The organism is Stenotrophomonas sp. Steno-Z10-BAI (assembly GCF_056393115.1).
Genome location: NZ_JBWJOZ010000002.1, coordinates 418,879 through 434,276 on the forward strand (window position 1 = coordinate 418,879; position 15,398 = coordinate 434,276).

Consider the following 15,398-nt stretch of genomic DNA (forward strand, 5'->3'; position numbering starts at 1 on the left):
GTGCAGCCGCCGCCTGACCGGGCGGCTGCGCTGTGGGCTACCTGCCATGCACACTCCTTACCTATCCTGTTCCCGCCTCGCCATGGCCATGGCTGCCGTGCTCGCCTGCGCCGCTGCGGGCGCGCGCCCGGTGCCCGCCGGATTCGAGGACCTTGTGGCCGGCCAGACCGAACAGCTCGACGTCCGTTTGATGGGGCGCTCGGCAGGCGTCTGGCCGGTGTTCGTCACGCCCGACGGCGTGCGCCTGCTGGATCCGGAGCCGGTGCTGACCGCGCTGGAGCTCAGTGAGGAGGCCAAGGCCGCACTCGTGCCGGCACTGTCGGCCACGCTGCCGCGCAATGGTCACCTCGCCTGCGACAACGTGGCGCCGGACAGTGGCTGCGGCTACCTGGCGCCCACCGATGACCCGACCAGCATCGGGGTGATCCACGATGAAAACGAAGGCGTACTGAATCTCTTCCCGGCACGCCAGTGGCTGCCGTCGGCAAGCCCGGTGCGTGACCGCTACCACCGCCCCAACGAGGCCGCGCAGAACGCCCTGCTGCACCAGCAGATGTTCAACATCAGTGGTGGCAGCGGCTACATGAGCCTCTCGGCGATGGGCACCGGCATGCTGGGGGTGTTCCGCGACGGACACATCGGCGTGGACTGGACCTACAACCGGCAGCAGCAGCGCGGCCGTGGCAGCCGCGATACGTTGTCCTTCAATGACCTGTACCTGCGCAATGATCTGGCGCGCAAGCACTATGTGCAGGTGGGCCGCATGGACCGCCGCAACCTCTCCAGCGCCGAGGGCGGCAATTTCGCTTTCAGCATGCTGCCGCTGGACCGCTTCGAGGGGGTCCGCTTCGGCACCACCCAAGCCTATCTGGACCGGGCGGTGATCGGGCAGGGCAGCCCGCTGACCGTGCTGCTCAGCCGCAACGCACGCGTGGATGCCTACGATGGGCAGCGCCTGCTGCAGAGCTTCTACCTGGACAGCGGCATCAATGATCTGGACACCACGCGGTTTCCGACCGGCAGCTATCTGGTCAACCTGCGCATCTTTGAAGATGGCGTACTGGTGCGCACCGAAGACGCGCCGTTCAGTAAATCCGGTGCCACCTGGGATGAGGACAGCAGGCAATGGTTCGTGCAGGGCGGGCGGCTGATCACGCACGATGAGCGCGATCACCGCGGCGCGCTGCAGGCCGGCCTGCGCCTGCCGCTGCACCCCAACCTGGCCATGACCGTGGGCTCGGCCATCGTTGACAACATCGCCTACGGCGAGCTCCGCCTGGAGGGCCGCAAGGCGTTGGGCACCCATGAATTCACCGGCAGCAGCGCGATGCTGCGCGGCGATGACGGCAGCCGCGGCCTGCAGCAGCAGGCAACGTACCGCCATCGTGTGTCGGGCACGGTCTATCACCAGCGCATGCGTGGTGGGGCCTGCAATGGCAACTACATCAACCCCGAATCCCTGGGCTGCAGCGATGCGCTCAGTGCCTCGCTGTCCACCCCGTTGGCGGGCGGCAACCTCTATTTCGGCTATACCCGCCGTACCACCTACACGCTGGGCCGCGAGCAGAACCTGCTGCCGTGGTTCGAGGGCGGCCTGCCGCCCGGTGCGCCGTGGCGCCCGGGAGACCGCGAAGGCCAGCTCACCCGCACGCTGCAGGCCAACTACAGCCGCAGCTTCCAGTGGCGGGGCATGAGCCTGGCCACGCGCACCGGCGCATTCACCCAGCACACCGGCGCCAGCCAGGGCCCCCGCCGCGACAACGGGGTGTACGTCAACCTGGCCGTATCCCGCGTGGTCCGCACACCGATGACCACCCGCCAGGACCGCGTTGGGCTGGACCTGCAGCACGGCCGCGAGGAGCAACCGCGCACCGGCTATCGCATCGGCCGTACCCGCCGCTGGGAGTGGGGCACCGGTTACCGCGAGCTGGGCGGCGAGTTCAATGGCCGCAGCAACGGACAGAACAGTGCCAGCGCCAGCGTGCGCCAGCAGGATGATTACGGCGCCACCGCCGCCACCGCCTCGCACTACCGCAGCCGCGACCAAGGGGAAACCAGCTACACCGCCACACATACCTCCTCCTTCGCGTTGAGCCGGGGCGGGCTGTTCTGGGGCAGTGAGTACGGCAGCGGTGCAGGGGTCGCCGTGCAGGTGGACAACCCCGAAGACATCGAACTCAACGGCCACGCGGCCGAGGTGCGCGTGGCCGGTGCACGCCGCCAGACGCTGCGCTTCGGCCAGCGCCGCCTGCTGCCGCTGAGCAGCTACACCCTCACCCGTGCCGAAGTGCAGGACGTCAGCGCGCACGACGTTGCCGCCGCCGTGCGCGTGGAGGGGCAGGGCAGTGGCCAGTCCCTGTTCCTGCCACCTGGAAAACTCTGGATGATGCCCATCGAACTTGACCTGACCTACACCTTCATCGGCAGCGCCCACGACGATGAGGGCGTCGCCCTCCACGGCGCACGCATCCTCAACGCGCCGTTGCCTTCGCTGGGAAATGACGGCGGCTTCATCGCCGATTTCCCGCAGCGCGAAAAGACCCTGTATCTGCTGCAGGAAAACCGCCTGATGGAGTGCCCCCTGCAGGTACGTGAGCGCCGCAGCGTGGTGTTCATGGTGGGCGCGGTGCGCTGCCAGCCATTGGCCGTTGACCGGCTACCGTCGAAGATCCAGCAGCAGGCGCGGGTGCAGCGGTTGCTGCGCGAGCAGGCGCTGGGCGAGCAGCTGCCTTCGGTGGCGGGGGCGCAGCCATGAGGGCGCTGGATTGGATCATGGCGCTGAGCATTCTGGTTGGCACAGCACTGCCGGCAAAAGCGCAGCGCCCGCCGGAAGTCAGCCCATCGGACAAGCATGAGCGCATCGCACTCACTTACGACCGGAGCGTGATGCCAGGGGATCAGATTCTCTTTCCGGCCCGAACGATCCTTGCGCACAGCTATGCGGAAGGCGATGGGTACGGCGGCGTGTACATGGTCTGTAGATCCAATTCTGACCCAAGTCACGGCCGATGCCCCACGGCGGACACGGGCGAGCCGGTGGGAAGTGGCAGTGAGATTCCGCTCCGCTTCCGGGAGCGTCGGAGTGGTTTGACCGTTGAGCTTTCGGTACGTGGCCATTTGTCTCGCATCGAACGCACACAAAACTGCTTTCGCGACTGGTGGCAACCGGCACGCTACCCCTTGTCCTCGTCAACGTCGGCGGTGTGCGTCGTCGATAAGCCAGTTGGAACAGGCGCAGAAATCACGCTTCCTTCGAGCGAGTTTGCCAAGCTTGTAGCGGGCCGGTGGGACGCCACGCTTGAGCTCACGCTGCAGAGAGAGGGCGGGCGCTTGGCAAGCTATACCTTCACCTTCGATCTCACCATCACCGACCACGACCGCGTCAGCATCTACTTCCCCCAGTACGACCAGGCCACCCCGCATGTCGGGCTCAACGTGAAGTACAACCCCGTCAGCACGCCCTCGTTGTCCGGTCGGCGCGATCTGGATATGTGCCTTTACGACGGCCTCGGCTCACAAAGCCCGTACCTGGAAATAAGCGTCACCGATACGGGCCGGCCCGCGCCCGGGCGCCCGCCCGAACGGTTCTCGGTCTGGAATGCGGCGGCCATCGGCAGCGACGAACGCGACCGGCTGGATTACACCGTCACCCTGCGCCATGCCGGCGTGCCGATCCAGATGCAGAACGGACGGCTGGAGCCCTTGAATGGCATCGATAGTGCGGAGCTGCGCCTGGTAGTGCTGCCGGGCATGGCGCTGCCGGTGTACTGCGTGCCCACGCCGCTGACCCTGGAGGTGCCGCGCGTGGATGCCTCGTCCAAAACCGAAGGCTACTACCAAGGCAATTTGACCATCGTCCTGAACGTTCCCACGGGCACGCCCTGATGGCCCCCCAACGAGACACCGTAATGAACAGCCCCATCGCTCGCCTGCAGGCCCTCCTTTTCCTGGCGGCGGCCGCATTGGCCGCGCCCGCAAATGCCAACCTGAGCGTGCACCCCATGCGCCTGCCGGTGCACGATGGCCATACCGGGCAGATCCGGGCGCATTCGCAGACCAGCCGCACCCAGTACGTGCAGACCCGGGTGCTGCGCCTCGAGCATCCGGGCACCGAAGAAGAAACCGAGGTCGAACTTGCACCCGGCCACCGCGATGGCGTGGCGGTCACCCCCGGCAAGTTCGTGCTCGCCGGGGGCGGCAACCGGCTGGTCCGGGTCATTCCGTTGGCATCGGTCCAGCAGGAAACGCCGTACCGGGTGTATTTCGAGGGTGTCCCGCCGCCGCGCGAAGAGAGTGCCGAGCAAGAGCCGGACAACCCGGTCGCCAACGTCGGCGTCAGCCTGGTCTGGGGCGCACTGGTCCACGTCATCCCGGCCCAGCCCGTACCGGACATGCGTATTGATGGGGGCGAACTGCACAACGTCGGCAACGTCCGCCTGGGCGTGACCAGCATCCGGGCGTGTACGGCCGCGACGCAATGCACCGAGCACGCCGTGGAACGCAGCGTGTATCCGGGTGCGCGCATGGCGCTGCCGTTCGATCCCGCTGGCACCTCGCAGATCACCGTGTCCTATCGCCTGAGCTACCAGGGGTATCGGGACCACCACCAGGTGCTCACGCCCTAAGACGGCCGCGCTGTATTCCGGTCGCCGCCGCAAACGGCGCGGCCGGGTATCTGCTCGCTTCCCTTCTGCTACCGCGGCACCGCCGTGGACGGCAACGCTTTGCCTTTTTCTTTTCTTGACCCATGGAGTACTTCAGCGTGAACCACATTTACCGCCTCATCTGGAACACAGCCCTTGGCTGCTGGATGGTCGCCAGCGAGCACACCAAGGGCCGCGGCAAGCGCGCCAGCGGCGCACGCGCCGTGGCAACCGCCGCCGTTGCGCTGGTGCTTTCGCTTCCGGTCATGGCTGCGAACGATGTTGCTGCGGACGATGCCGAAGAGCAGCTGCGGTTCACCGTGGTGCCGGAAGCCGTGATGTCGCCGTTCGCAGCGCAGGGCGTCGCACCACGAGCCGTCGCGGGCATCCTCAATGTCCACAATCAGACTGCGCTCACCTCCGATTCTTCCTACAAAAACGCGACGCTGAGCGGCGATCATTCCATCGTGCTCGGCTCGCGCTCCGCGGTGAGCGGCGGCTATTCGACGGCATACGGGAACCAGGTGGTGGTGAACGGGCCCGATGGCAGTGCCTTTGGTTTCGGTGCCAATGCCGATGGTATAGGGGCCACTGCGTTGGGTGCGAAGGCGCGGGCGTCCCACTTTGCGTTGGCGGTTGGCTACTCGGCCTCCGCCACGGGCACTGCCGACGTGGCGATTGGTAATAAAGCTGTAGCATCCGGCACGTACAGCAACGCCATGGGTTACTCGGCGACCGCCACAGGCGCGAACAGCGTGGCCATCGGCACCCTCGCCAAAGGGGCAGCCAGCAGTGCCGTCAGCCTCGGCAACCGCGCCGAGGTCGCAGCCGCGGCGACAAATTCGGTGGCTTTGGGGAGTACCTCGAGCGCTACGGCGGCCAACACAGTGTCGGTCGGCAACGCGACGCTGAAGCGCAAGATCGTCAATGTGGCCGATGGCGCGCTGACTGCCAGCAGCACCGAGGCTGTCACTGGCAAACAGTTGAACGCGACCAATCAAACCATCTCCACCAACGCGGCCAAGGTCCAGAGCCTTATTACCGAGGCATCGTCTACCGGCACGGTGCGCGTAGGTATCGGTAACGAAGGCGTACGCCTGGATGTACGGAACAAGGACAATCAGAGCCGCACGCTGACGGGCGTGAGCGACGGTGCGCTGAGCGCCACCAGCACGGAAGCGGTGACCGGCAAGCAGCTGCACGCCACAGACGGCAAGGTGACCGCCGTCGACAACAAGGCCGTTGCGGCGCAGACCACCGCCACCGCCGCGGCCACGGCCGCCAACAAGGCGCAGACCGGTGCGGACTTGGCCACCACCACCGCCAATACAGCCTTGGCAAAGCTGGCCAGCACGAGAGTCGAGCTGGGCGAGGGCGCCGCCGCGACCGGCACCCGCGGCACGGCCATCGGCACACGTAGCGCTGCCAGCGGGCGTCTGAACGCCATTGCACTCGGTACGGATGCCAAGGCCAGCGGCGATGCCTCGTCGGTGGCAATCGGCACTGAATCACACGCCGATCACCAATACGCCGTTGCCATTGGGCACCGCGCCAAGGTCACCGGCAACACATCCACCGCGATCGGGTATGAAGCGCTGGCCTCCGGGGCTGGCGTGACAGCCATTGGCCGGTCCGCCACCGGCAGCGCTGACTACACCGTGGCGCTGGGCCATAATGCCAAGGCAAGCGGTGCCAGCGCGATCGCATTGGGTCACGGTTCCGTTGCTACGGTAGCCAACACGGTGTCGGTTGGTAGCGCGAGCCAGCAACGCAAGATCGTCAATGTGGCCGATGGCGTGCTCAGTGCAGCCAGCACCGAGGCGGTGACCGGCAAGCAGCTGCACGCCACAGACGGCAGGGTTGCCGCCGCCGACAACAAGGCCACCGCAGCGCAGACCACCGCCACGACGGCAAGCACCACGGCCAACAACGCCGTTGCCAAGCTGACCAGCGCGCAGACTGCCTTGGGCAAGGACGCTGTCGCCACCGGTCTCAATGCCACTGGCGTAGGCATCCACGCAAAGGCCTCCGGGGCCAATGCCACTGCACTGGGCACCGGCGCTGAAGGTGCTGGCTCCTCGGCGGTTGCTCTCGGCGCGGGCACCAAGGCCATGACCTCCGGCGCCGTGGCGCTGGGACAGGCAGCCAGTGCCTCACAGGCCAATGCAATGGCCATGGGAGCACAGGCCTCTTCGACCAATAGCTACGCCACTGCGGTCGGCTATCAGGCCGCGGCCAGTGGCTCAAGCGCGGTAGCCATCGGCTCTGTCTCCAGCGCTGCGGCGCAACACTCGCTGGCGTTCGGCGACCGTGCATCGGTTGCTGCCACCTCCGCAGCGGGCATGGCCTTGGGCCGCGGTGCGAAGGTGGACGAGAACGCGAGCAAGGCCGTTGCGCTGGGTACTGAATCGGTAGCCACCGTGGCCAATGCGATCTCGGTTGGCAACGCGACCCTGAAGCGCAAGATCGTCAACGTGGGCGACGGCCTGGTGGCGGCCGGCAGTAGTGAGGCGGTGACCGGCAATCAGCTCAGTGCCACCAACACCAACGTAACCGCCGCAGACAACAAGGCCGTTGCGGCGCAGACCACCGCCACCGCGGCTGCCACGGCGGCCAACAAGGCGCAGACCGGTGCGGACCTGGCCAACAGCCTGGTCAGCCAGGTCTCGGCCACGGGCAATGTGCGCTTGGGTGCGCAGAACACCGGCCGTACGCTGGATGTGCGTAACCAGGGCGGCCTGACCCGCACGGTGTCGGGTGTAACTGACGGTGCGCTGAGCGCTACCAGCACGGAAGCGGTGACCGGCAAGCAGCTGCACGCCACCGACGGCAAGGTGACCGCCGCGGACAACAAGGCCGTTGCAGCGCAAACCACCGCCACCGCCGCGGCCACGGCGGCCAGCAAGGCGCAGACCGGTGCGGACCTGGCCAACAGCCTGGTCAGCCAGGTCTCGGGCACGGGCAATGTGCGCTTGGGCGCGCAAAACACCGGCCGTACGCTGGATGTGCGTAACCAGGGCGACCTGACCCGCACGGTGTCCGGTGTGACCGATGGTGCACTGAGCGCCACCAGCACCGAGGCGGTGACCGGCAAGCAGTTGAACGCGACCAATCAGACCATCTCCACCAACGCGGCAAAGGTCCAGAGCCTTATTACCGAGGCATCGTCTACCGGTACGGTGCGCTTGGGTATCGGTAACGAAGGCGTACGCCTGGATGTACGGAACAAGGACAATCAGAGCCGCACGCTGACGGGCGTGAGCGACGGTGCGCTGAGCGCCACCAGCACGGAAGCGGTGACCGGCAAACAGCTGCATACCACCAACACCAACGTGACCGCTGCCGACAACAAGGCCACCGCGGCGCAGACCACGGCGACCGCCGCGGCCACGGCTGCCAGCAAGGCGCAGACCGGTGCGGACCTGGCCAACAGCCTTGTCAGCCAGGCCTCGGCTGCGGGCAATGTCCGCTTGGGTGCGCAGAACACCGGCCGTACGCTGGATGTGCGTAACCAGGGCGACCTGACCCGCACGGTGTCCGGTGTGACCGATGGTGCGCTTAGCGCCACCAGCACGGACGCTGTGACCGGTAGCCAGCTGTTCGCCACCAATGAAGTGGTCAAGAACCAGCAGGAGGTGGTGGCCGGCAACACCCGGCTTATCGGCGATAACCGCAGCAGCATCGCCACGCTGCGCACCGACCTTGATGCAGCGACGGCAGATCTGGACTACGCGGTGATGTTCAACAAAGAGCGCACCGTGGTGGATCTGGGTAACGCCCGGATCAGCGGCCTGGCGGCGGGGGACATCGGCCGGGCCGACAGCAGGGAAGCGGTGAACGGGGGGCAGTTGTTTGCCACCAATGCACGTGTTGGTTATCTTGAGGACCAGCAACGCTACGTAGCGGTGGGTTCAGACGAATACAGCGAAGCGGCCCGCGCTGGTTGGGGCGGTGTTGCAATCGGCACTGGAACCGAGGCAGCGGTTGATGGCGAGGGCGCAACCGCTTTGGGGAGCTTTGCAAAAGCCGCTGGTGACAATTCAGTTGCGCTCGGGCGTGCTGCACACGTACATGCTGGATCTGCTGGCGGCTTCGCGCTGGGTACTCTTTCTCAGGTTGCCGTACAAAATGGTGTCGCATTGGGGACCGCAAGTGAAGTCCGAGTTGGGGCTCAAAGTAGTGTGGCGCTCGGTTATGCGTCCATTGCGACCGAATCCAATAGCCTGTCAATCGGCAACTCCAACCTCAAGCGCCGGATCGTCAACCTCGGCGCTGGCATCGCCGACGATAACGCGACAACCGTCGCCCAGCTCAACGGTGCGCTGGATGGTCTCGGCGGCGGCGCCAGCGTTGACGCCACCGGCGCGATCACGGCCCCCGAGTATGTCCTGAGCGGTGGCACCTACGACAACGTCGGTACGGCATTGCTTGCATTGGACGCCGCCGTTGTCACCACGCAGGCCGATATGGATGCCCTGGGCAGCCAGGTCAACCGCCTGTTCCAGGAGGAGACCAGCACCCGCACCGACGGCCCCGGCCGCCTGAACCTGGGCGGTGCCCACGGCATGGTGCTGGGCAATGTGGCCAACGGTCTGATCGCCTCTGGCAGCCGCGATGCGGTCAACGGTGGCCAGCTGTATGAGGTGCAGAAGAACCTGCAGGGCCAGATCGATACGCTGGAAGGCCGCGGCAGTGAGCCGGTCGCGATGATGGCCCGGATGGGTACGCCGGTGGAAACGCCGGTGGACACCCCGGTCGCCAAGGTCGACACGCCCGAGCCGGTGGTCAAGGCCGATGGGGACAACGCTGTCGCCGTGGGCAGTGAAGGCAAGGAGCGCAGCATCCGCCACGTGGCCAAGGGCACCGCCGATACCGATGCGGTCAATGTCCGCCAGCTCAATGATGTGCTCACGCAGTCCAACGAGTACACCGATCTGGCGGTGGAAGGCTTGAACAAGCGCCTGGATGGCATGGACAAGCGCTTCAACCGGATGGCGGCGATGAGCAGTGCACAGAGTGCGATGGCGATGAACACCGCCGGCCTGAATACCTACAACCGCCTCGGCGCGGGTGTGGGCCATTCCGATGGCGAATCGGCTCTGGCGGTGGGCTACCAGCGGGTGATGAACGAACGTGGCTCGGCCACCTTCAGCCTCAATGGCGCCTTCACCAACAGCGGTGAGAAGACCGTCGGTGTGGGCGTGGGTATCGGCTGGTAAGCGGCACGTAGCCCTGCGGCTTGTATAGGCTGCCCGGGTCGGTATGACTGGGCAGCCGGTAAGGGCGCTTGATCTGGCGCGGTTCGCTTCTGGCGGGCCGCGCCTTTTTCATGCGGCGTGGCGCGGCCATTTTTCATTGGTGTTGTATGGAAGTCGGGTGAGGGGTGCCATTAGCGTGATGGTGAGGCGCGCGCAGTCCGCGCGATGCCCCTTGCGCTGGAGGCGCGTGAATGAGTGATCGCACCCGGGGAGTGGCCGTGGCAACCGTTGGGGAGGCCGGCCTATGATCGCTTCGCAGGCGTCTGGACGCGCCTTGGCCGGGGCTGGGCGGCCCGGCTCCGGGGGCGGGAGAGTGGCCCACCGTGTCGCACTGCGTGTGGTGTCGTTCGCCATCGCCCTTGCCGGTGCATGGGCCGGTTGGACACTGCTGTCCGCCCCCAGGCTGCAGGTGACTCCCGAGGCCGCGCACGTCTGGATGCTGGCGCTGGACGACCGCATCCGCAAGCGCGCGCAGGCAAGTTACGAAGGGCCGGAGGTGCTCCGCTTTCACCAGCGCGTCGCGAGGCCAGGCACCGCGGAGGGCGCGGGCCCCGGGGCTCACCGAATACAGCAGGTCCGTGGTGTGCTGCTGGAGCCGGCCGCGTTGCGCTACCAGCAGAGACTGCTGCAGGACATCGCAGCCCTGATCCTGGCGCTGGACGAATGCGGCGAGCTGCACTGCCGTGAGGTGGATGCGTATGTTGCGATGCTGGGGGCGGTGCGCGAGCACAGTACCGATGCGGTGTGGCGCAGCGCGGCCCAGCCAGACTGGGGCGGTCCGCATGGCCATGAGGTGTGCCACATCCAGGACGTGCATGCGTACCGCGATACGCTGTGGGACATCGTCGGCATCCATGCCGATCTTTCCAGCCGCTACTATCACCAGCACCGGGCAGTGGCCGTGCTGCAACTGCTGCAGCGCCGCCTGTTCTGATAGCCAAAGGGGTCCCGGTGCCCGTCTGCCTTTTGTGTATGCGTGGCAGGGCATGCGCCTCGAGAGGCGCGAAGGGTGAGCTATCGGCGGCTTGGCCGCGTCAGACTCATCAGGCAAGTGTCATATCGCGATCGCATTGGACCTCTTCGGTTCATCAGCGGATACCGGAACAACCAGACGGCCAGTACCAAGACGACACCGCCGGCGCCCCTTTTTACGGCGGGGATCAGATTTGCTGCGCCACGCTTTCCGTGGTCGGTTAGATAGTCAGTCCAGCGGTCAGTCCACCAGACGCTGCCCCCGTAAAAATGCTGCCGGGCATAGGCCAAGGCGTCCTTTGCTTCCGACAGCAACGGCCAGGGCGACTGCTGCTGGCCGTACGTTTCTAGATGGCTCAGTACGTGGCGTGCACGTCTGAGATGCAAACGGCGCAACGAAGGTGGTACGTCAGCCGGCCAATTCTGCGTGGCACAGCGTTCCATCTCGAGTTCAACAAGGTTGATGTCCATCTTGCCCAGCACGAGCCCATAAACAGCGAGGAATGCGTCCGCATGTCCAGTGGCGCCATAGCCGGCCTCGTAGAGAACGGCATGGGTGAGCTCGTGGGCCACTGTCAGCTGGAACGGGTATGCTCCCCACTGGACGAACTCGCGTTCACAGGCTTGGCCGATGGTGATCCTGCGGGCCTGCATGTTGAAGGTTGCTTTCGCAGAAGCCAGGCCTGGCCGGTCGAACACGAGCGTGGGCAGTTTTTCAGCCGGGAAGCCAAGATGCGTGGCTAGTTGATCATACAACGCACGCATTTGCGGGCGATGAGTGCCTGCTGATGGTGCCGCGAGCGGCAATGGTGTGTTCATCCCTCTTCCTTGGGCTGCCACGGCTGGACGTGACAGACAGGTTAGCGGTGCCGAGCAACGCAAGCCAGCGCCAGGCGCGTCCTGCGCACGGCAGCATCCTGTTGAAGAGGGCACGCCGGTGATAAGCGCGTGGGAGGCGATAACCGTCGCCCAGCTGTAGGAAGTGCAGAAGAACCTGCAGGGCCAGATCGACACCCTGGAAGGCCGCGGCAGTGAGCCGGTGCGATGAACACCGCCGGCCTGAATACCTACAACCGCCGAGGAATCACTGCTCGCGCTGCAAGGCGAGGGCGGCGGCTTCGCCGACGTCAATCACTACAGCACCGCGCTGTGGGAGATCGTGGATATCCATGCCGAGATGACCGAGGCCTTTGAGCGCGAGCACCGTTTCGTGACCGTGCTTCAGTTGCTGCTCGGAGGCACGCCGTCCACGCCATCGGCCGGGGCCGGGCTGAGACTGGCCACCAGTGCCCAGACCTGCGCATCGGCGGGGTCGCCGTTGATGGCATGCGCTTTCAGGCAGCGCTGCAGTTCGCACAGGGTGGGCACGGTGTCCACGTCGCCCACCATCGAGGCCGCGCCCTGCATGCGGTGCGCCATGGCCAGCGCACCGCGCCAGTTCTGCACACGGATCGAAACCTCCAGCCCGGTCCGGTCGAGCTGCATCTGGTGATGGTAGATTTCCATCACGCTCACGCCTTGCTGTACGGGCACGACGGGCGCCTTCGCATCACGCACCGGTGCGCCGCTGGCGGCATCGAAGGCGACCCAGTCGATGGGCTTGCCAAGATAGACATCGACCCCGGCGCGGCGGTAGGCCGCGCGGTCCATCACGTCGGTGGCGGCGGAGACAGACAGCAGCCTTGCGGGCGGCCAATCGTGGCGGCGTTCGATCGCGCGGATCTCCTGGGCGATATCGCTGCCATCGGCGTCCATCAGGTCGCCATCCACGGTGATGATGCCGAACGGCCCCTCTTGATTCATGAGGCGGATCGCCGCGGCACCGGAGCTGGCGATGACCGTCTCGAACCCCAGCCCGCGCAGCCGGCGGACCATGATGTTGGCGATCGCGGGTTGATCCTCGATCACCAGTGCGCAGGCCACCTGGGGTGCAGAGGCCCGGAGAAGGGGCGAGGTCATCTCCGGCGCGGTATCGCCGAGTTGCCCGCGTAGCGTGGCCACGAAGGTCGCACCCGATCCTGGCCGGCTGGAGACGGTCACGTTCCCCCCGTGCGCGCGCGCGATACGTCGGCACAGGGAGAGTCCGATGCCGGCGCCGTGTTTGAGCTGGCCGGTGCGGGTGGCGCTGAAAGGCTCGAAGATGCGTGCCATGTCGTGGGCTGGAATCCCGGGGCCGACATCGGTCACGCGAAGCACGACCGTTCCGGTGTTACCGACGCCAGGCAAGAAGCAGAGCCCGATCGTCACCTCGCCGTGGTCACTGAACTTGATGGCGTTGGAAATCAGGTTGCTGGCGATATGGTGCAGGGCGCGCGCATCGCAACGCGCCTGCAGCGTAGCCTCACCGTCCATCTGCAGCACCAGGTGAAGCCCCTTGCAGCGGGCCAGCGGCCGCATCGCCGAGAGGCATTCGGCCACGATGCCGTGGGCGTTGTGCAGGAAAGCGGCATCGGCATGCTCGGGCGCATCACGGAACATGAACTCCAACGCGTTGGTCAGGGTGTGCTTCAGCGCATCGGCAGCCGACCGGGCCGATTGGAACAGCCGGTTGCGTTCGTCCGGGTCCGCCTCGGCCTCCAGCAGATCGATGGCTGAAATGACCGAGGCCGCGCCGTTGCGGACTTCATGATTGACCAGGGTCAGGATGCGCGCTGCACTGGCCTGGCGTGAGGCCAGTGAGCGCGCATTGCGCTGCGACTGGGCGACGGCCAGCAGGAACGCCAGCAGGAACAGGCCGAGTAGTGTGATAGGCACGCGGTAGTGGGACAGCACCGCCCGCAGTGTGGGTGGAGAGCGGTACAGCGTGTTCAACCAGCGCTCCAGGATGTCCTGGCGGGTATCCAACGGCAGCGACAGGAAGGTCTGGTGCGCCATGGCAATCTCGCCGGCGCGCTGCGGCAGCGAGGCCACCCGCATCTCCACCGGTGGGCCATCCGAAACCAGATGCACCTCCAGCCGCTCGCCGAAGCGCTTGCGCGCCAGCGGCGCCAGCACGGCATCCACACCGAGCGCGGCGTCGATGCCACCGCTGTCCACCGCCTCGAGCATCGCATCGACGCTGGGCAGGGGATACACGTCGATACCGGGGAAGTGCTCAGCCAGATAGCCGCGATACTCCCCATGGCCGATCACGCCCACGCGCATCCCGCTCATCGCCGACAGCGCGCGAAAGGCCGCTGTCGGGCGCGTCACCATGACCGTGGTGCCGCTGTAGAAGGAGGGCGAGACCGCGGCGGTGTCGGGCAGCATCTTGGCGGTGGAGGGCAGGGAGAAGGCCATTCCGTCCACCTGCCCGTTGTGCAGCAGCAGGACTGCACGCTCGATGGAGGGCGCGGTGACCAGCTTCAGCGTGAGCCCGGACAGCGCCTCGACTGCCTCCAGATAGGCACCGGGCCCGCCTTGCGCGGCATCCCCGGCCAGGCCGTGCTGGCTGGCCATCTGCGGGCCGATGGCCAGGCTGAAGGGCGTGCGCTGTGCCGTCGGGGAGGACAGGACCAGCCAGAGCAGGCTGCCGGCGATAGCGAAGGTGGCCGTGAGCCATGCCACGCGCCACGGGCTTTGTCGCCGGCCGGTGGTGCGCAAAGGGGAGGAAGCACGCGGGTCCATGCACCAGTCATCCGACAAAAATATCCCCCACAGATACGCCGGCATCGCACGGCGGGGTATGCAACAAGTACGAAAGTTCCACCCAGCATGGCGTCTCCGCAGGCCGCGTCACAAAGCCATACCCGTCGCCTCCCGGCGTTCATATGAACCCGGTTTTCATAGTGCTTGCATGGCGATGCGGTTCCCGATTCGTCATGGTGATCGAAGGACGGGGCTGGCGTCAGCGCCCAGAGGGAATGGACACTCCATGGCAACACGCATTGTGGTCATCAGTGACCACCCGCTCACTGTGTTTTCCCTTTGTTGCCTGCTCGGCAGCGTGCCGGCGTGCCGGGTGGTCGACGATGCCGGCAGCTGGTCGGCATTCCGCGAGCGGGTCGGGGAGGATGAGCCCGAGTTGGTGATCCTCGATCTGCCTGCCTGCATCCGTCAGGGTGCGGAGGCAGTGGATATGATCGGTGCTGTGCGTGGGCAGACCAGCGCGGCGGTCATGGTGTTGACCGACAGCGCCCACGCCGACGGGTTGGCGAACCTGCTGGACGCCGGGGCATCGGCCATCGTGCAGCGCCGCGCGCCGCTGGCGGTTTATCTGGACGCAATGACATCCGTCATTGCCGGGCGCCGCTATGTGCATGACGGCTGGGCGGAACGCACCTTGGAACAGGACGCACCGCGGCAACCCCCTTTGTCGGCGTTGTCGCGATGCGAGCGGCAGGTATTGGCGCTGATCGCCAAGGGCAACTCGGTCAGCGAGATCGCCGGATGTCAGGCCAAAACCGTCAGCACGGTGAGTCGGCAGAAGCGCACGGGGATGCGTAAGTTAGGCGCTGCCAATGACAGAGAGCTTTTCGATTTACTGCGTGCGCATCCAACAGATCGCTGACTGAATGGAAACGGCGCCAGGCTGAACAATTGCAGT

General features: G+C 66.1%; 8 protein-coding genes. 6 read left to right on the forward strand and 2 right to left on the reverse strand.

All coding sequences use genetic code 11. From position 1 onward, the window contains the following. The first annotated feature begins 88 nt into the window (after positions 1 to 88). The 5 genes from AC06E9_RS06775 (at position 89) to AC06E9_RS06795 (ending at position 10,835) form a co-directional block, all read left to right on the forward strand. Positions 89 to 2,755 (forward strand): TcfC E-set like domain-containing protein, encoded by a 2,667-nt coding sequence (locus tag AC06E9_RS06775; protein ID WP_478055759.1) that lies wholly within the window; start codon positions 89 to 91, stop codon positions 2,753 to 2,755. A gap of 17 nt (positions 2,756 to 2,772) precedes the next feature. Further along, positions 2,773 to 3,885: a CfaE/CblD family pilus tip adhesin gene (locus tag AC06E9_RS06780; protein ID WP_478055760.1), complete on the forward strand. Its 1,113-nt coding sequence runs from the start codon at positions 2,773 to 2,775 to the stop codon at positions 3,883 to 3,885. 23 nt (positions 3,886 to 3,908) lie between these two features. Beyond that, positions 3,909 to 4,625, forward strand: a complete 717-nt coding sequence (locus tag AC06E9_RS06785; RefSeq protein ID WP_259259935.1) for a pilus assembly protein — start codon at positions 3,909 to 3,911, stop codon at positions 4,623 to 4,625. Between the two features lie 137 nt (positions 4,626 to 4,762). Next, positions 4,763 to 9,862: an ESPR-type extended signal peptide-containing protein gene (locus tag AC06E9_RS06790; protein WP_478055761.1), complete on the forward strand. Its 5,100-nt coding sequence runs from the start codon at positions 4,763 to 4,765 to the stop codon at positions 9,860 to 9,862. Positions 9,863 to 10,214: 352 nt separating this feature from the next. Continuing rightward, positions 10,215 to 10,835 carry a hypothetical protein gene (locus tag AC06E9_RS06795; RefSeq protein ID WP_478055762.1) on the forward strand — a complete coding sequence of 207 codons (621 nt, stop codon included), beginning with the start codon at positions 10,215 to 10,217 and terminating at the stop codon, positions 10,833 to 10,835. A gap of 80 nt (positions 10,836 to 10,915) precedes the next feature. On the opposite strand, the gene AC06E9_RS06800 is transcribed toward AC06E9_RS06795, so the two are convergent. Beyond that, complete coding sequence (locus tag AC06E9_RS06800; RefSeq protein ID WP_461769888.1) at positions 10,916 to 11,692, reverse strand: hypothetical protein; 777 nt, start codon at positions 11,690 to 11,692, stop codon at positions 10,916 to 10,918. A gap of 402 nt (positions 11,693 to 12,094) precedes the next feature. Next, the gene (locus tag AC06E9_RS06805; protein WP_478055763.1) at positions 12,095 to 14,479 is read right to left on the reverse strand and encodes an ATP-binding protein; all 2,385 of its coding nucleotides are present in this window, start codon (positions 14,477 to 14,479) and stop codon (positions 12,095 to 12,097) included. Between the two features lie 247 nt (positions 14,480 to 14,726). Between AC06E9_RS06805 and AC06E9_RS06810 the strand changes: the two genes are divergently transcribed. After that, entirely contained in the window at positions 14,727 to 15,362 is a 636-nt protein-coding gene (locus AC06E9_RS06810; protein ID WP_478055764.1) for a LuxR C-terminal-related transcriptional regulator, read from the forward strand. The last annotated feature ends 36 nt before the right edge of the window (positions 15,363 to 15,398 follow it).

Excerpts from the sequence above, each read along its gene's own strand:
- AC06E9_RS06785 (WP_259259935.1), top strand. The coding sequence starts at position 3,909 with ATGAACAGCCCCATCGCTCGCCTGCAGGCCCTCCTTTTCCTGGCGGCG.
- AC06E9_RS06800 (WP_461769888.1), bottom strand. The coding sequence starts at position 11,692 with ATGAACACACCATTGCCGCTCGCGGCACCATCAGCAGGCACTCATCGC.
- AC06E9_RS06810 (WP_478055764.1), top strand. The coding sequence starts at position 14,727 with ATGGCAACACGCATTGTGGTCATCAGTGACCACCCGCTCACTGTGTTT.
- AC06E9_RS06780 (WP_478055760.1), top strand. The coding sequence starts at position 2,773 with ATGGCGCTGAGCATTCTGGTTGGCACAGCACTGCCGGCAAAAGCGCAG.
- AC06E9_RS06775 (WP_478055759.1), top strand. The coding sequence starts at position 89 with ATGGCTGCCGTGCTCGCCTGCGCCGCTGCGGGCGCGCGCCCGGTGCCC.
- AC06E9_RS06805 (WP_478055763.1), bottom strand. The coding sequence starts at position 14,479 with ATGGACCCGCGTGCTTCCTCCCCTTTGCGCACCACCGGCCGGCGACAA.